The 19,477-nt window shown below is 46.1% G+C and carries 5 protein-coding genes; 2 read left to right on the top strand and 3 right to left on the bottom strand.

Annotation, left to right across the window (positions count from 1 at the left end; translation table 11 throughout):
- Position 1: 1 nt before the first annotated feature.
- Complete coding sequence (locus tag ACVBDU_RS14115) at positions 2–11,998, top strand: hypothetical protein (RefSeq protein ID WP_447180379.1); 11,997 nt, start codon at positions 2–4, stop codon at positions 11,996–11,998.
- A gap of 549 nt (positions 11,999–12,547) precedes the next feature.
- Here the strand turns inward: ACVBDU_RS14115 and ACVBDU_RS14110 are convergent.
- Positions 12,548–12,814, bottom strand: a complete 267-nt coding sequence (locus tag ACVBDU_RS14110) for a helix-turn-helix domain-containing protein (protein ID WP_447180378.1) — start codon at positions 12,812–12,814, stop codon at positions 12,548–12,550.
- Positions 12,815–13,352: 538 nt separating this feature from the next.
- Here ACVBDU_RS14110 and ACVBDU_RS14105 point away from each other — a divergent pair.
- On the top strand, positions 13,353–14,402 hold the full coding sequence (locus ACVBDU_RS14105; protein ID WP_447180377.1) for a substrate-binding domain-containing protein: 1,050 nt from the start codon (positions 13,353–13,355) through the stop codon (positions 14,400–14,402).
- Between the two features lie 45 nt (positions 14,403–14,447).
- Here ACVBDU_RS14105 and ACVBDU_RS14100 read toward each other — a convergent pair whose 3' ends face one another.
- Both ACVBDU_RS14100 and ACVBDU_RS14095 read right to left on the bottom strand, forming a co-directional pair.
- Complete coding sequence (locus tag ACVBDU_RS14100) at positions 14,448–16,070, bottom strand: RagB/SusD family nutrient uptake outer membrane protein (RefSeq protein WP_447180376.1); 1,623 nt, start codon at positions 16,068–16,070, stop codon at positions 14,448–14,450.
- A gap of 102 nt (positions 16,071–16,172) precedes the next feature.
- Complete coding sequence (locus ACVBDU_RS14095) at positions 16,173–19,256, bottom strand: SusC/RagA family TonB-linked outer membrane protein (RefSeq protein ID WP_447180375.1); 3,084 nt, start codon at positions 19,254–19,256, stop codon at positions 16,173–16,175.
- Positions 19,257–19,477: the final 221 nt, after the last annotated feature.

The following is a 19,477-nucleotide window of genomic DNA, read 5'->3' as shown; positions in this document are numbered from 1 at the left end:
AATGTCCTTTTTTGATACTATCATAAACAAAGTTTACACCTATTTCAATCTCGACTGGGATTTTCAAATAGATGCGTCCGTCGAGCAATTCAGAAATTACCTGAACGGTGGCGATAACCCGGTTATCCGTATGTATGTCAGCGCAACCAAGGGGAGCGGGCATCAGGGATCAACAGTGGCTCTACTTCATCAGCTTGCCAATCCTGAAGTTGAAAACGGGTTTGCTTACAAAGGAACAATCGAAGTATACTACAGTCCTGACGGAAACGATCTGGAAAAGCTGTTGCTGCTGCTTCCCGAATTGGATGGAAAAACCGAAGGGAAAGTTGTTAATGCTAACGTGCAGCTTCTTCCGTTACCCGATAAAGATCAACCTCCTGTAAATGAAGTGAATCTTGGTTTTACAGGAGGTGCGGATGACACACATACACCTTCAGGGAAAAAGGTGCCGAATTTTGCGAAAACGATCAATACGAGATATTTCCTGCGTCTGCAGCCGTATAAATGGACAATGGGGGAAAATCAAATTCAGTTTAATTCGGATCGCAACCCTATAACTCTTACGGAACAAAATGTACTCGGGTATAGTTCATTTGCCCAACGTGCTTATTTTATGCGTGTCCCGGCAACAATTTCCGAGGCGGACTGGAAATACTACCGCGGAGAAAAAAAATATGCGCAGCAAACAGAAGTCGTAAGCTGGGTAATAGGCCAGCCGGATTACGATTATGCCGTTGTATATGGAATTAATAACACAACTCCTATGGCTTATGCATATTCGGCAGAAGAACGAATGTTCGAAGCGATCCTGAGTATGATGGCATCTCAGAGAAACGGACCCGGAATCTCTGACGGCGCCCGGCCCATTGTGGTCATAAGCCTTGGAAACTTCAGAAACCGCGAAGATGAATTGGAAAGCCTTTTTAAAGGAGGGCCTGCCGGCACCGATAATTTGGTAGAAGATGCCGCTAAGGTACAGCAGAACAGATCCACCTATCTCACGCAGGTAAAAGCCGCTGAACGTATCCAGTTGGAATGGAGTCACGATATGATAAGCATTCAGAGACACCTGGATTGGTTAAGTGGCAGCAAAGACCGTGTGTTGTTTGTTCAACTGGGAGGGGTGCCAAAACCATTGTATAATTTATTACTCCAGAAAACAACGCTCCCCCCGGTTTTTGAAGGACAGGGAACCACCAATGATGTGCTCAATATGGGTAAATATTACCTGCAGCCGAACCTGCGATCCAATGTTAATTATCCTTCCACAATAATCGGATATTCCGAGTATGTTAAAATTGACGTTTCTCCTATAATAGCCTATATTCCTGCCTTGCCCCTGCAACTTCAGGAAATGGCCAACAACATGAATTATCCGGTGAACGCATGGCCTGCACAAAGTGAAGATACCCCTTGTGAGATCATGGGACAGTTCATTAAAGACTACCGTTCTGAGGACGATCACGGAGTTTATAAAAGGTATTTCAGGACGATAGCAGATTTCTATCAGGACCCGAGAAATGACAAATTCAGATATGCCGTTGGTTACCTGAACTATATTATATCGCCCGAAGTTTATGCAGTGAATGCACCGGATAAAAAAGCTTTCGTAACTATCGGGCATGCCGAAGAAGGTAGTCCGGTATTGGCAGATTTATTGAAGAAGCTACAGGACAATCAAAACGCGGAAGGAGTACTGAATTTCCTGCCGGGAGTATTCAGTGCGGGGGCGATATTCGATTTCTTCATGGGATTACTCGGCGCCAAAGTTACCATCGAAGCATCGAAAATTACAACTACGCCCGAAACGGGAGACCCGGCCAGTATCCTTGTCACCGGAAGCATGAATTTCCTGGGGCCCCCTGCCGCGGTAGAAATTGTTTATACCGCACCGGATGGTGTCATTGTCTCAGACAATAAATTTTCCTATGATATTCATTGGGAACCTGCCGAAATTCCCTGGTTCCGTTTCAGCGATCCGTTTGTACAATTTACGGTCATTAATGCCAGAACCCTTACATCCGGTGGGTTTGGGGGTAAGATCGACGGGATCGACGCCAATCTGGCGTTCCAACTCCCCATAAAGGATGATAAATGGCAACTGGTCGGTGATTTCGATACACCCATCACCATTTCAAAATGCTATCAACTGGCCGGAGGGATCAACCTGGCCGAATCGCTTCCGGCGCCATTCAATGCCCTGGCAGGATTTGGTGTGTCCAATATGCAACTGGAATACGACGCTAAAAATAAGGCGATCCAATACGTAGGCTTTGTTTTCGCAACAGATCAGCCCTATGAGTTGATGAAAGGAGTGGTCATGCAGGATATCATTGCAAATGTAACCGTTCAGAACCCGGCTTCTGTTGCCGATCGAAAAACAGCATGGTCAGTCAACGGAAAATTCCGGATCGGGACATCGGAGGATGCCGGGGTCATTGCTCTAGGTGTTGCCGGGCCGAGCCTGGTATTTACTGGGTTGCTGGAATCAGGTGTAATAAACGTAACCGACCTGTTCAATATTTTCCTGGCCGGAGCAGATCTTACGCTCCCGGCATCATCTCCCTTACCCGTTATCACCTCTTTCCAGTTCACCTATGAAATGGATAACAAAAATTATTCGGTGAACTGCGATATGAATACCAACTGGGCTATTGAAATTCTGGGAACGACCTTTTTTACCATAGATAACCTCGGTGTTTCGGTTGCAGGGGAAGGCAGCAATTTACTCGGCGGACTAAAAGGGTCGGTTACCATTATGCCGGACGACCCCAATGTGAATCTCGGGATTGCGCTGAGCGCATCTTACAATTCGGCGAACAAAGTCTGGAAATTCAACGGGGAACAAACGAGCGGAAAGCTGAACATAACAGGATTACTCAAAGAATACCTGGGGTGGGATACCACGCTCCGTATTTCTATTGACGGACTCGGTGTTGATGTGGAAACCAGCGGCACCACCGGAAAAGCTTCCTCGTGGGAATTCAGGGCAAAAACAGCCGATCCCTGGGAAATTCCGATCCCGGTCAGTGATCCCCTTAATATTGTCGGAAACTTCAAAATGGGATACTATGGAGGCCCGGAGGGAACGACAAAAACCTCCCGGCCAACACTTCCGGAAACTACCAATGCAGACCGAAAAGCCGGCAGATACGGAGAAATAAGTGCCGATCTGGAATGGAACGGCATTGAACTTACCGTATTCTATAATTTCCAGCCGGAATACAGTGCTTACGGAATTATCTGGGGAATTCTTACCGGGCAGATAGAAGAAAAAATGATAGAAGGTAAGAAGCACCAGATTGCCACGCTCAGGTTTACCAAATCAACCACAATAGGAAGTATGATCGAGACCATGATCGGGTGGGCGACCGGTACGAAGTTCGGTTTGTCAAGCCCCTGGAATTTCCTCGATAAAATTCCGCTGAACAATCTATCACTGGAATATGATTTTACGGACGGGAAAGTTTCATTCCAACTCGATATCGGGCCTATTGATATGGTATTTGCTAAAATTAAAGGTATTGCTGTCAGCTACAATTCCAACCAGCCAGATCCGAAAGATAATGGTGTAATGGTTGAATTGAACGGGGAGTTCTTGTGGCAGGACAACCGGAATGCACCACTTAGCTGGGATGCTACAAAACCGGAAACAGCACCTTCGCCTGGCGGACAAGGGAATAAATACCTGGATCTGCGTTTACTGGCGCTGGGGCAGCATGTGACATTGCCGGGATTTGCAAATGCCAAAACGGTACAGGATGCAGTTAAGGCCATGACAGACTTGCCGTCTACCGAACCGGGTCAGATTCCGGCTGTGATCTATGATGAAAACAGTTCCTGGCTGATCGGGATGGACTTTGGGGTTCTCCGGCTCACCGACGGCAAAAAAAACGGAGAATCCGATGCACTGGTAACGGCAGGAGAAAGTGCGCCCGGTTACTTCCTCACTTTACAAACCATTTTTAACGACCCGAACCTTTATGCCCTTCGCGTTGCTTTGGATGGTGACATGGCCAAGGTCTTTAAAGGGCTTGACTTCCAGATCATGTACCGTAAGGTAAGTGACACGGTAGGCGTTTACGCTGCGGAGATCGCCCTTCCCGAAGTGATGCGTAAAATCCAGATGGGGCAGTTCAATATAACGTTACCCGTCTTTGGGATCGAGATATATACAAATGGAGATTTCCAGGTAGATGTAGGTTTCCCGTGGAAAGCCGATTTTTCCCGGTCATTTACATTCCAGACACTGATCTGGACACCGGTGGGAGTCCCCATTCCGGTGATGGGATCACTAGGGATTTACTTCGGAAAACTGTCCAGTGTCTCTACGGACAAAGTGCCAAAAACAGACCTCGGAACATTTAATCCGGTTCTTGTATTCGGATTTGGTTTCCAGGTAGGCATCGGTTATGATTTCAGCCTGGGCATTCTGAAAGCCGGTTTCAGCCTTACTGCCGTGGCCATCCTGGAAGGGGTTATTGCAGCGTGGAATCCGTATGTGCCTGCAACAACTTCACAGGCAGACAAAAGCCAGGTGGAGAAATCGTATTTCTTCTGGTTTCGGGGAACTGTCGGCATTATCGGAAAACTGTACGGAACGGTCGACTTTGCCATCATCAAAGCCGATGTCAATGTAGAGATCAAGATATTGGCTCAACTGACAATTGCCCCATACGAAGATATTGTGATTGCCCTGATCGCTTCCGTAGACATCTCAGTAAGTGTGAAGATCAATCTCGGGCTTTTCAAAATCAAGATCAGCTTCAGCTTTTCTGCCAATATCTCCCAGAAGATTACCATTGCAGGCATCGGAGGAACAGCTCCGTGGTACGACAATTCACAGGCAATAGCGGGTAAAGCATACGCACCGTTGTTGGCCAGGAGAACAAAACTGCTGATAAACGAGGATGCCATTGTAATTCCGCCACACCCGACAATGACGTGGGACAATCTTACCAAAGCAGATACGCCTGTCTCATTAACCGGATATGTAGGTCTCGGCTTAACAGCGGCAAGAGGAAATGCTACGCAACTGGCAGATCAGGTTCCCTGTTATGTCTCCATGTTGTTTATCGATTCCGTAGCGCCGTCTACCGGGGATGTAAAAGACAGTGTCGAAAAAGTGCTGAAATCCGCTTCAGACACCCCCTTTGAATTGCTGGTAAAACAAGTGTACCGATGGGTGATAGCCGCAACACAATCTACCCCTTCAAGTGCCGGGGATGTTGACCGGATGATTGTTTCTGACTTCGATCTAGAAAACCTTTACAATGCATTTGATAATGAAACCACGCCAACACCGATCCCTACAGCTGCGATCGAGAAATTTATCACCGGGCAATTCACGATGGAGATCAGCAGCCCGACGGAAGACGGGGAAGCAGATGCGACCTTCTTCCCCATGCCACTGGATATGCAGTTGAATATTCCCGCTTACGGGAATGATTACAAAGGGTACGAGTATACATTTGCCGATTACAATACAACCAGTCAGGAGTTCCTGAAAGACCTCCGTGTTTATTTTGATGAACTGGCCGTCCGGGTCCGAAAAGAAGATGGAGTGTCATCATTTACCCGTGTTATGAACAATGAAGAAACTTCCATGGCCGACTTCATTTTCGGGGATTACTTCCTGCTCATTGCCCGGCAAATGATCCAATCGTCCAGAGATGCTCTCCGCAATTTCAAATACGCTATCAAGTCCACTGAAAATGTCAATGCTGTCCTGAAATGGATCAATGACAACAACGGTTATAACGAAAGGACTTATGACTCTGCAGCGAACAGTCCGGAATACGCCAACCAGGCCAGGGAATATACGATGACCGACCTGTTCAGTGATAATCCTGCACATGCCCTAAACGCAGATAAGGATATCTATGTTGCCGGGGCACGATATGCTATCCGGGAATCGGATACCTATGACACTATTGCTAAGGCAAGTCCCTATAACGGGGTATTTTCCGGAGCAGACCTGGCCGACGCGAATGCACTGACTACCGATACACTGGTAGCCGGTATGAAGATCACCTTCAATTCGAATGATTATGTCGTACAACCGGGCGATTCCCTTAACATTGTTGCCGAAGTGTTGCGTACTACCGTCAAAGAACTTGTTGCAGAGAGCAATATCACATCCATGAAAGGGTTACTCGCCCCGGTGGGAATGCTTTTCATCCCGGAGTTTAGTGCAAAAACAACGGAAGAAGATACACTACAGTCTTTTGCCGGACAATTCAATATCACCGCGGAAGATTTGGGATTGAACGCTAAGAATGGCGACATTCAAGACCTGTTCGCGACTGCCGGTAATGCATACCTCGATATATCCGATCTGACACAGTTCACAGTAGGTGAATTGATAGCAGAGACACAGCGTTCTCTTGGCATCCAACAGTTGTCCGGAATGGCTTCCAGGTATTACCTTGCCGGAATGCGGCTGCCCACTGCGGGGATCACGCCAAATTATCCCGGTATGTGGGTGAAGGAAACAAAAGATTCGGAAGGCAAAGTAAGGCTGAGCCTGCCGGAATATGCAGGGCTCTATGCATTGACCGGACAGCAGTTCCCCGTACCTGTAATTGGCCCGGAGGCACCGTTCCAGGTAACTTTCAACAGGGGAACAGGAACAACCTGGTACCAGTTTAAGGGAAGCACTTCCGATGCATCACTGACGATCTCCGTTGCGAGTGATTCGGTAGATGCGGACCGCCTGAACAAAGTAGCGGCCTATGCACGGGCTAACCTGCTCAATACACAACTGCAAAGCTTTGGCCCGCAGCGTCTGTTCAAGGAAGATAACAGTACATATCCGTTGACTACGGATATCCCGTGGGAAAGTGCTTCGCCAATTGCATTGCCATATGGAAATACTCCTAAAGGAAACCCTTCGGTCAATATCTGGATGTTACCGTCGGATATGCTCAGGTTACCTGACCTTTCAACGCGTGCACTGAATCCGAAATTCAAGGTGCAGATCGGTCAGTTTAGCCCGGCCACGCAGACGATGATCAATCGCCCTGTGGAATCTTACGGATGGGCTTCTGTGATTGATCTTAAGGTAAAACAGATCCCGGTTATTGAAGAAAGCCCGTCGACGAAGACGACATATGAGATCGCCGGTGCGGATGACGACAGCATCGTACTTCTGGAGCGCTTGCTCAGTGAATTGGGAGACGACAATTCTGCCATTCACTCTGTCTTCCTGGCCTATGAAAGGGGCAGTAATAACACAAGTACGACTTCCGGCCTGCAAACCGACCCGTACAATGCCATTACTATGGGGATTGCGCAGGTAAACCTTTCTACGGAAACAAAGCCGGGTAGTTTCATGGCATTCCAGGAAACACTTGCTGAAGCTGAAGAAAGCATGATCTTGCTGAACGAACCGATCGATTTCCTGCGCCTGGTCTGGCAGGCCAGTATTACCCGTTCAGGAGGTTATTATCTCTATTACTTTGATGATAACAGCAAAGAAGGATTGCAAAGCCGCTTGTTTAATGATAAAGGAGAAGCTTCGGTTTCCTTGGTGGTCATGTACAATGTTCCGACGGAAACAGCATTGGAAAATACATTAACGTCTTATATGAACGCCTTTGTTTCAGGAGATGCTATCGACGCTTCCAACAGCCAGGTATTTGCCGAAGCCGATCCGTTACCTCATAAGGTCAAGGCTGCCGAAACGGATACCCTGGAACAATTAGCCTACCGTTACTTCGGAAATGTGGGTAACGTGGCCGATGACAACCGGGATGTGCCGCTCACAACAGGTGTGGAGATACTGGTTAGTGAAGGGACCTATGAAGTGGGAGGGACAGGATCTCAACCGGGAGGAGAACTAAATAAAATTGCCGCATACTTCGGAGTGGATCCGCAGGCGATCAGGGATGCTAACCCTCTGATTACCGATTGGTCTTCGGCATTACCGGTGTACACGGCACTTTATTTGCCGGTAATAACAGTAAAAGCGGGTACAAGCCCGGGCGGATCGACCTTGGGGGCAATGGCCAAATATTACGGACAAAACCTCACTTCCCTGGCCAATCACAATCAAAAAGTCCGGAACATCTTTGCAGCAGGCTCGGAAATTACTCTGGTTGGCGGACCGAAAGTGCTTTCTGCCACAGTACCTCCGGGAGTTGTTTCCATGCAGGCGACACGTCCGGTACCTGCAGAGATCCCGGATCATCCGACAGCAGACAATTACGGGGAGATATACCTGCAGAATATGTACAGCAGTCTCGCCTATGAAATAGTGGATAATCCGTACTTTGGAAAGAGTCATCTAAGTTTGCCCGCCGGGCCATCCGGTAAAGGATCCAGCCAGGCTTCGGAGAACGACAAGGTACGTGTTCCTGAAATGGTTAAGGAAGGCGACCTCTGGGCCTATCAGCAGGCGGTTCCGTATTCGCGTTTCTCCAAACAGGCTTATAAGAAAGATGCGGAGATGCCGGGGCAGGAAGATAGTCCGTACCGCGGACTGGGAACGATGATACAGGTCTCGATGGCATGGCAGGATATTTATGGAAATCGCCTGATGACGGAACTATCTGATCCGGACAGTGGAGAATTCCTGGACCAGCCTCCGATACTTACGGGATACACAGATTCGATTATTGGCCTGAACCAATGGCAATCGGTGGCTGCATCATGGCAGGTAACCCCAGTGGAGAATGGGGATCCGTTACTCGAAGTAGATCTTAATTTCGATCCTACCACTTTCCAGGGAATGATCCGGGCAGAAGCACAAAGTGCTGCGGAAATCATGGTGTATTTCACCAATGCCGTAGAAGCTGACAGTGCTGAGAATGTGAAAAACTACAGCATCAACGGTGGTAATGTCAAAGTTACTTCGGCACAACTGCAGACAGGCGGTATGTGTGTGCTACTTGCAGTTCCTTCCCTGGCTGATGATATATATACCCTGGCTGTTGAACAGATCAAACCGGTGTCGAACCAGGAGGTGGACTATGCGGGATATGCAGGTTTCAGTTACCCCGGTACGGATCCGAAAGCTGTGCCGGACTCAACTGTCCTGCAAAATGCAGCTCAGGCATTAGAACTGTATACAAACCTGTGGTATCAATTAACCGATCCGAACGGGATTAGTTACGGCGTTACGACATCCTTCCTGAAAAGCGACCTGACGCTGGATAAAGCACAGGAAGATGCACTTGTGAATGACTGGATAAAGTCTATTTATCTCTTCGTTAAACAAACGGCAGAAGGACAAACAGGACTCACTGCGCCCGTAGTAAATCACACGATTCGGTTTGCGACAAATGCAGACGATATTATCCAGGACGAAATCATAAAGCTTAACCTTACTTTTAGTATCGAGCGAACAGGCGGTGCAATAGCCGGGGATTTTGAAACAACAGGCAGCGTTAAACGAAGTTCTGTTATGGTATCGGCATGGACAAAAGATATCAAAGGTTCGGCAACACTCGATTCGAGTGCGTTTGCGGCGAACTTCGAAGCCTCTTACTTCAAGGCCGGAGATTTCCGGATGTGTGTCGCTACCGGAGAAGACCGGTTTGTCCCCGACGGACCGGGTAATCAGTTATGGGCTGTTCGTGTGGGATTGAAACCTTCCGAAGGAATTTCTTACACCATTAATAATGAAGGTGCTCCGCAACTGTTTGCCCCCAGGCCCATTTCCAATAAGCTGGAATCGCGTTCGCAAATAGCCATCTATGATTATGTTTCAGGTAAAGGCATTGATTTCACTACCCCTTCAAAGCATCTGGACTTTAACGGGATAGATATGGATGAATGGGGAAAGCAGTTGTTTGCTTCCGTAGATGGTGTCCTGACACCCGCATTTACCGCTGCCATTCAATTGGTTGATGAAAACCTGTACAAAACATACCTGGAACAGATTCTCGATGCAAAAAGATCATTGGCCGCGATCGCGAAAGAACTTATGATTCCGGTTTACCAGGACACGGACTGGGATCCCGCCGAAGCACAAGAAACATTCGAACAGCAATTGTTGATCGAATTGAGCAATGCATATACGACTAAGGCTGCTATCGGGTTCTCGGCAAAGGTCGAAACGGATCAAACAAATAAAATTCCGCCGCGTCTTTACGGAAATATTGTGGAGAATACGGTATTTATAGGCGCTACCATGAGCACGGACCATCCGAGGACGGTGAACCTGTTCTTTAGTGGAGTATTGTCCTTCGACAGTGCACAGGATGTATCCAACTATACGGTTTCGGATAGTATAGTTATTGAAAATGCGGTTCTTGCGGATAACGCTATCCAGGTGATCCTGACATTGTCTGGAAATGCGGAGGCGGGGAAAACAACGGTCACCGTTTCTGATGATTTCAGGGATCAGAACGGAAACAAGATCATCCCCCCTTACATGCATACCGTTGAGACGACGATTGCAGATGTCAATATCAGTTCGTCCGTTTCATTGAGTTCGCCTAAACTCAACCTTCAAAAAAGCGATAACGAACCGATTACCTTTTTACTGAATTCCCCGGATATAGTGAGAGGTACCGATGGAGCAGTTCTGCCTTCGCTCTATATGAACCTGGCCTATGAAAGCGCAAATATTGAGCATCAGATAGGAACGCTCCCCGGCATAGAGGACTACGAAGCATCCACATGGCTGAGCTTTATAAATTCCAATGCAATCCGCAATCTGTCCGCCGGACTGGGAGGGTTCGATATTCCTATGTTTTTACGTACTTTTCCCGTTCCGCCTAATATGACAGAACAGCATGGCGGGGCCGCTCATCAAAAAGTAAGTGAACCCGTATCAGAGCAGGAACTCAGTGAATTGCTCAAGTGGAACTACGCATTTACCTATACCGAGAACGTCCATTACCCGCAAGACGAAATTGATGGGATCATTAATTTCAATCTCGGAGACTCAGGACTGCAAAACCGGGCGGACTTTACGGATGCCTTTAACACCATAGCCGAGTTTATTACCGTTTTTCCCGAGGTTCAAAAGGATCTGAACACTATTTTGGCAACTATTGATGCCGAAACCACAGATGCGGAAACATTTAACAACGCTTCCATTGCTCTGGAGGCATTCATCCAAATGGTTGACCACATCACTACTGCCGCCAACCATAGTGGAAACGGCCTGGCCATGATTTCCGATTCGCTGCGGAAATTCAGTGTAAATATAGAGCCATACAAGTTTAAGATCCGTGAATCCAAAGCATTCATCGATGGAATCGAGGCCCTTGTCGTGGAAATTATCGGGACGCCGCCGGAAGGGATAGGAACGCCGGTTGTTCATATTTCCGGTTACACGTCCAAACCGTATGAAAATACCGAAAACAGTGATTTCAGTTACTATTTCGAAAACAATGACGGTATACTCACGGCAGGGAAAGGACAGGGTATCCCGGACAGACAGTTCTCATTGAGTGGCCTGAATATCCTGGAAAGACAAGATGCCAATACCTCGGTAGAACTACGACGCAATTACGAATTAGTTCCGGGCAGGATCTCCAACCCACCGTTTGTATATACTACAGGAGAAGTCGGTTTTACCAATGCCTTCAGGCCAACGATTACTATTAAAGAAACCATCGACATGTCATTGCTGGGAGGAAATGGCCCACAGAAACGTACGCTGAAAGGGCAATTGACGGAGTTTTTCGATATCCTGCTCCAAAATAATTCACAAGAAGTGTTGAGTTTCCAGATGTCGGGCAAATATGTGTATAGCCAGAACAAAAAACTGACAAGTATCGAATTGCCTATCCTGATGCAACCTTTAGTGAGGGTAAATGTGAATGACAATACCGGTGAAGGTGAAACAACGGACATAAGTATGATGATCGGCAATTGGGCGAAAGGTATTACCAAGTGGTTTAACACGTACTATTCTACCCCGCTGAATGACGGAATTTTGAGTATGGAAATCACCGCATTCTCAAATCTCACAAAGACGCCAATGCCGATTATTCGATTGGAGAAGGTAACAGTACCACTGCTTTATGTCAGCTTCAAATAGAGGATGAGACCATCGCTTGATATTGCATAGACAGGACCCTTTAAGTTAAATAGGTACATGGCCTGAGGATGGAGAGGAATCAAGCGATGATTCCAATCTTTTTTGTGGGAAATAATTTTTTCGGCATTTTGACGGAATTTGACCGGTGATGACGATTTCTGCAAGTGATTTTAGGAGTCTCCTTCGAGACTTCTTCGGGTTTCGTTCGGGTTTCCTTCGGAAAAAGGGATGTTTTTCCGAAGGAGACTTGAAGAAGTCCCGAAGGAAACCCGAACAGCAATAGGAGAAAGTTAGGGTACACGGAAGCAAAAAAAGGTAAATCCCTTTATTTTGGTGAGAACTAGAAAACACAGGTTTTCTTTGGATAAAAGCAGAGCCTTTATTATCAAGTTGAAGGTCAAAACCCTGCTCCCGATTCCGATAATCGGGACTATTGCAGCTACTTTAGTTTCTATAAACTTTTACTTAGTTCAGTTATTAAGTAATTGCGTATTGACTAAATAACCGAGTGACCTAATAACTAAACCTCTGGACTTTCAGTCCAGAGGTTTAGTTATTGTCCAGAAAGACGTCTAGTTTCCGTTGGGGGTACAGGTATTTTTTATTCAGTTTTATAAAAGGTATTTTTTTGTTTTTGCGAAGCCTGTACAGAGTGCTTTCGCTGATCCTGTATTTTTCCATCACTTCCGCACTGGTAAGGTATACCTGTGGCGTGTAATGCGAGACACCGGTGGCTTTGATTTGTTGTAAAATATCAATGAGGATATCGATAATATCAGCCCCATAGCCCTCTTGCGAATCCGGGTTGGTTTTCATGACGATACGGTTTTTGGTTGTATAAATATACATAAAATACAGGGCTTGGGTTTGGCCGGAAGAAATCAGTTGCCTCCGCGAATAAATCATTAATTGGAAATATACCAAGCAGCTTGGTTTTGATGTTGGAATATTAAAAACAGGAACTGTTCATGCCTTACAGAGTGCTGAAAGACCGGTTATTCTATTTTCAATGGTTTATGGCAAAGGTGATTCAGGAACTATGTTTTTTGACAGAGACAATAAGCCAAATTGCTGAATGTTGCAGTATCCAGAGCTAAAGACAATTTTATAGTATTTGCAAACACTGAAATATTAGACGAAAAAGCGAGAACACCATCGGGAATATTAGCAAATCATCTTACCTATGAAAAAGGAAGCACAACCGCCTGATCTTTGCTCAAAAAATAAATAGTTCAAAATGCTAACCTGCAGTATGATCAATGGATTCTCCTTCTTTTAAAAATCCCTTTTTTATCTTTATGCGATATTAAATGGAGTATGGCGGATTGCAATTCGCTTTTGAAATGTCTCTGATATGAAAGGATCTATTGGAATTAAGCAGATAGCACAACTGGCGGATGTATCTATCGGAACTGTGGACAGGGTACTTCACAACCGGGGAGGAGTGTCTAAAGTTACCGAGCAAAAGGTGCTCGCTGTTATAAAGAAGGCGGGATATAAAAAAAATACCGTGGCCAGCCGCCTTCGGCTGGGTGCGCATAAGAAGGTTAAAATAGCTGTGCTGATCCCGGAGACCGCAAATAACTGGGGGTATTGGGAACTTCCGAAGAGAGGCATGGATAAGGCTGCCGAAGAACTGCACGATCACGGAATACTGGTCACTTATTTTTATTTTTCGGATCCGATAACCTTTATATCCGCAAGTGAAAAAATATTTGAAACACAGTTTGATGGTATTGTCACGGTGCCCTTTTTTACATCGGAAAGTAACCTGTTGGCCGGGAAAGCAAGGGAGAAAGACATGCCTGTTGTGTTTCTGGACACCCGGGTGACTCTGGATTACCCCGGTTATTTTATTTGCCAGGATTCGCATCAGGCCGGATTGGTAGCGGGCAGATTGCTGTATGGCTTGGTTGGTGAAGAAGGTTTTTATATGGTGATTAATATCTTAAATGCCAGAGGGCTACATGAAAATAACAGGCAGAGAGAAAATGGATTCAGGGAGTTTTTGAATGCGAAAAACAAAGAGGGAAAGATGGATATTAATACCATAAACTACCCGTTAAACCAACCTCTGGACACTATACCCGACATAAATAAGTTACTGAAAGACAAAAGGCCTAAAGGAATATTTGTAACCAATTCCAGGGCATATATGCTTCCTCCTGTTCTGCGAAAATACGGAATAAGTGACGCCTCTATTGTGGGATTTGATCTGAACAAAGAAAACCTGGAAAGCCTGAACCGGGATGATATGTCGTTTTTGATCAACCAAAAGCCCGAATATCAGGGCTATTCGGCGATTAAGGGGTTGTTTAAATTTTTAACAGAAAAGGATGCTTCCGAACTGCATATTGACATTCCGGTGGAAATTGTAGTGAAAGAAAATCTCCATGTCTTTTAGAAGCATCCTCAAACGTAATACTATATATTGTCGAAAAATCGTGGCCTAATTCGGGTATCCCGGATTTTGAGGATATTCGTTAACCGTACGGTCTATCTGGTCAAGCGGAATAGGGCGCAGAACATGGTAATCCTTAATATTATTTGCGCCCACGGGATTGTAAAGACGTACCCTTTCCACGAGTTTCCCGGTCCTTACCAGGTCCCACCAGCGATAACCTTCTCCGTAAAGTTCACGCGCCCTTTCGTCGAGTATGAAATCGAGGGTTATATCCGATGCCATGACCTCCATTTCGGTTTCCATACCCGGTTGGGCTGCCCTGTGTCTTACCACGTTAATGTCTTCGGCGGCACCTGTGGTATTATTTAGCATTAACCTTGCTTCCGCCCGGAGCAAATAGGCATCGGCCAGACGCATGAGAATATGATTGCGCTGTGATGGCTCTCTCTGGTGATCGGGACGGGTGGGATCCAGCCATTTCAGTACGCTTGGAAATAACCGTTCCGTGTATTCCTCTTTCGTAATGACCATGTAAGGCTTGGTGTCCTGCCGGGATTGCGGCCATAACTCATCTTTTCCGGGGCCGGGAACATAAACCGCGGTATCCCCCAGCTGAAGGTTTTCGTTGGGACTGTTGGTATACCAGACATGCGTAAAACCTTCATCATACCTGGTGTCTTTTTCCCTGTCCCACAAAGAGAGTAAAAAATCGGTGGGTTTGAACCTTTTCCAGGGTCTTCCGTTTTCCACGTCCCTGGCCATACCGGGCAAAATATCGTATTCCATCAGGAAAAAGAGGTGTCCGCGGTGTCCTAATTCATCCGTACCGTCATCTACCTGGGTCTTGGAATTGATAACCGAGAGTATAACCTCGTCATTTTGTTTATTGCTTATGTTCCACAGATCCGCGTAACGGTCCAGGAGCCTGAAGCCGTAATCTTCTATAACGTGTGTAAAGAAGGTTTCCGACCGGGTGGCATCATCTCCTTCGGCGGATTGGGTATAACTTCTGGTGAGAAGTACCTTGCCCAGGAGGAACTGCGCCGCCGCTTTGGTAATACGCCCGTAATCCGATTGGGTGTCGGGCAATGTTTCGATAGCGTATTCCAGGTCGGGGATAATGGCCTGTTTGTAAATTTCTGCACTTGCTGTTCGGTTAGCTTCGATTTCCACGCCTTCCGATTCTTCCAGGCTAAGATGTGCGTCGCCATAGGTGGTAATGATATTGAAATAGAACAGGGCACGTAAAAAACGTACTTCTGCAAGGCGTGTTTTTTTCAGGTTCTCGTCCATTTCCAGTGCTTCGGACCTGCCTACTACGGCGTTGGCCTGGTTAATGCCTTTATACCAGTCTCTCCAGGCATCCCGGACATAATTATCCGAAGCATTAAGGCTGCCATCGTAGATATTATAATATTTATAACCGCCGTCGGAACCGTTGGTGAAGATATCCGTGCCGAATGTCGTCATGGTAAAACCGACTTCCTGTCCGTAAAAAGTTTTTAACCCGGCATAGGTAGCTTTTACAGCATCTTCAAACCCTTTTTCAGTGGTATAGTGGGAAGATGCGGAAATATCAGTTACCAGATCTTCTTCCAGGAAATTATTACAGGAGGTAATAAGGAGTGCCTGAAGTATGGTGAAACCTAAATATATTTTGCTTTTCATTATTTATCGCATTTATTGGTTAAACGGCCCCGAAATATCCCATCGGGGGGGGAAATGTGGTTTAAAACGGTATTGCTGTAATTTCTTCAAACCTGTCATGTTTTAAAAAATCACCTTTAATCCCATAAGGTACATTTTGTTGCTCGGTGTCGTACCGCTGCTTAATTCTCCTGTGTTGTCCGGATTCCCGGTGTTTTCCGGATCGAAGGTGTCGAATTTGGAAATAAAGAACAGGTTTTGCCCGGAAACATAAAGCCTTAAGGAGGATAGTCCCAGGTTGTCGGTCACCGATTTGGGTAAATTGTAACCCAGGCTCACATTTCGTAATTTTATAAAGCTGCCGTCAAAATAACTCATTGTAGATGCGTCTCTAGGCCTCTCCTGGTTTTGATTGGGACGAGGAAAGTCGTTTGTGGGATTATCCATGGTCCAGTAATCCACATCCAGATTATTGTATCGTCCGAAAAGTGTATTGTTATCATCATGGAAACGGCTGCTTACCATTTGTCCCTGCCGGAAATAGAAGAAAAAGCTGAAATCTATACCTTTATATTCAAAACTATTGGTAATACCTCCGTAAAAATCCGGAACATCGGAGCCCAGTACAACCCGGTCTTCCGGACTTATTACCCCGTCGCCATTCACATCCTGTAGTTTTATCTCCCCCGGGACCTTTCCTTCGGTAGTAGCCGCTAAATCTACTTCATTAGCCTGGTAAATGCCGATTTTTTTGTAGTCGTAAAACACATTGATGGGTTTTCCTATGAACCACTGATTACCAACATCGTCAACGGGATTTCCGTTTCCATCCTTCAGGGCCAGTTCGGTAATTTTTTCTTTGTATCCGGCAATGTTAAAGGCCAGGTTCCATTTAAATCCTTCCGGATTGTCTATGATATTAGCGTCGATATTGAATTCCAGACCCTTACTGCTTGTGGCCCCTATGTTCTGAAGAATATTTTCATAACCGGAAGTGTATGGGAGACTGCGTTCCAGGAGGATATCGGCGGTTTTGGTGTGATACCAATCGATGCTACCCTGAATTCTTCCCCGGAACAGGCTGTAATCCAAACCGATATCCACGGTTTTGGAGACTTCCCATCCGAGATTGGAATTGGCTAATTCATTTAATCCCAAACCAAGGGCAGGGCTGTTTCCGAAAGCGTATACAGTACCTTCCAATCTCCCCGAAGTTTGATAAGGGTCTACGGAAGTATTACCAACTTCCCCGTAGGAGGCCCGTATTTTGAGATCGTCAAAAACCTCCGAATCCTGCATGAATTCTTCTTCCGATATACGCCATCCGGCAGAGAAGCCGGGGAAAGAGTTCCACTTATTTCCGGGGGCCAGGCGCGATGATCCGTCGGCCCTTAAGGATGCCTGAAAAAGGTATTTACCGGCAATATCATAGTTTACCCGCCCCATAAAAGATGCGAGACTCCATTCTATGAGTCCGGAAGTAATATCGCCTTTCACCGATGCAGAACCCAGATTATAAAACTGCTGCTCCTCATAAGGTATGTTGGATACGCCAGCGAGCGAATTTTCTTCGCGGGATTTTTGAATACTTTGCAGTAAGGTTACTTTCAGGTTATGATCTTCACCGATAGTCTGGTTGTAGGTAAGCAGGTTTTCCAGGGTGTAACCGAAGTTATCATTGTGTTCTATCGAAGCATCCCCTGGGCCTCCCCGGTTGGCATTGGTGTAACTGCCCTGAAAAAGGCCTCGCCTTCTGTAACGTATATCCGGGCCGAAAGTAGTAGTCCATTTCAAATTACTGTTAATATAGATATCCAGGTAAACCGGAGCAAAAATCCGGGTGAACTTGCGTTCGTCTATAAAAGACCCTTTTACGAGTTCACTCAGGGGGTTGGTGCGCAGACCGTCATTTGTAGGCAAAAAGATCAGATCGCCGTTTTCGTCGCGCGGTATACCCAGCGGATTGTTTAGTAAGGCTTCGGAAACTGCAGCCGAAGAACCCCAGTTTTGTATGGCGTGTGATATGGAAAAGGAAACGCCTACTTTAAACATGTCACTTATTTTGTGGTCGAGATTTACTCTCCCGGTGTAACGTTCATAATCCATGGTGGGAATAATACCTTCTTCTTTAAAGTAGCCTATAGAGGTGTTGAAGTTGGTTTTTTCCGATCCGCCGCTTACACTTAGCTGATGATTGGTTTGCCACCCGGAGCCGATAACCTGATCGAGCCAGTCCGTAGACCGCCCTTCGGCTATGGATTTCAATTCTACGGGATCTAAAAAAACCTGAGTGTCGTTGGGAATAGTGCCATTCCAGGAGCTTCTTTGGGATTCTCGCTTCATCATGGCGAATCTTTCCCCATTCATCATATCCACAAGTTGGGTTGCGGAAGTTATTCCGAAATGACTACTATACGATACGGATGTTTTTCCGGCGACTCCTCTTTTGGTGGAGATCAGAACTACTCCGTTGGCCCCTCTCGATCCGTAGATGGCGGTTGCCGCGGCATCTTTTAAGACCTGCATGGACTCTATGTCCTGGGGGTTGATATCGTTAATGGAACTGGTTCCGCTGATCTGGGGAATACCATCTATAACATACAGGGGATCGTTAGAAGCTCCTATCGAACGCCGGCCACGGATCCTTACGGTAACATTTTCTCCCGGCCGTCCCCCTTGCGGCACGATATCCACACCGGCTACCTGGCCTTTTATGGCATCTATACCGCTGGAAGTGGCTATTTTCTCGATAGACTCTGCATTCACAGAGGAGATAGCTGCAGTTACTTCACCTTTTTTCTGGCTGCCGTATCCGGTGAGAATAACTTCATCCAGTGACTCGTAATCTTCTTCCATAATTACTGCTACAGGGCTATCGTCTGCCACGATAACGCGTTGGTTACGCATACCTATATAAGAAAATTCGAGGACATCTCCCGTCTCGGCCTGAATATTGAAATTTCCGTCAAAATCAGTTGTAACTCCTTTGGTGGTACCCACTAACTGTACACTAACACCGGGAAGGGGAGTATTGTTGACATCGTGTACCGTACCTTTTATTTCTTGTTGGTATGCGTGTGTTTTGGGATTTTCTCCTGCCAGAGCACCGAAAATAAAACATGTTCCTAACAGGAATTGCAGTATACATTGTTTGTGGTATAATAGGCTTATGGGAAAGAGAATTTCTGCCCTGATATTTTTCTTCATAACTTAAGTTTTGGTTGCGTGATTCGGGATTCGTTAACGTTAACGAGTAGCAAATATATAAAATTGATAATGTTTTTTTGACACAAATGATATTTTCTTGTCAAAATATGGTGGAATTCCCATATTTTGTGTTTTGTGTTAAGGTGTTTCGTGTCGAAAGTGTGGCTTCTGCCGGAGAGAATGTCTTTCGTGGTATACAGCACATCCGGAGGACTATTTTA

It is taken from the genome of Sinomicrobium endophyticum, from assembly GCF_052983315.1.
Note: the sequence above shows the minus strand (reverse complement) of the source record. Positions and strands in the feature narration are given on the sequence as shown.

What these genes read in the sequence shown, in the direction of transcription:
- ACVBDU_RS14105 (WP_447180377.1), top strand. Translation starts at nt 13,353, where the DNA reads ATGAAAGGATCTATTGGAATTAAGCAGATAGCACAACTGGCGGATGTA.
- ACVBDU_RS14115 (WP_447180379.1), top strand. Translation starts at nt 2, where the DNA reads ATGTCCTTTTTTGATACTATCATAAACAAAGTTTACACCTATTTCAAT.
- ACVBDU_RS14100 (WP_447180376.1), bottom strand. Translation starts at nt 16,070, where the DNA reads ATGAAAAGCAAAATATATTTAGGTTTCACCATACTTCAGGCACTCCTT.
- ACVBDU_RS14110 (WP_447180378.1), bottom strand. Translation starts at nt 12,814, where the DNA reads ATGAAAACCAACCCGGATTCGCAAGAGGGCTATGGGGCTGATATTATC.
- ACVBDU_RS14095 (WP_447180375.1), bottom strand. Translation starts at nt 19,256, where the DNA reads ATGAAGAAAAATATCAGGGCAGAAATTCTCTTTCCCATAAGCCTATTA.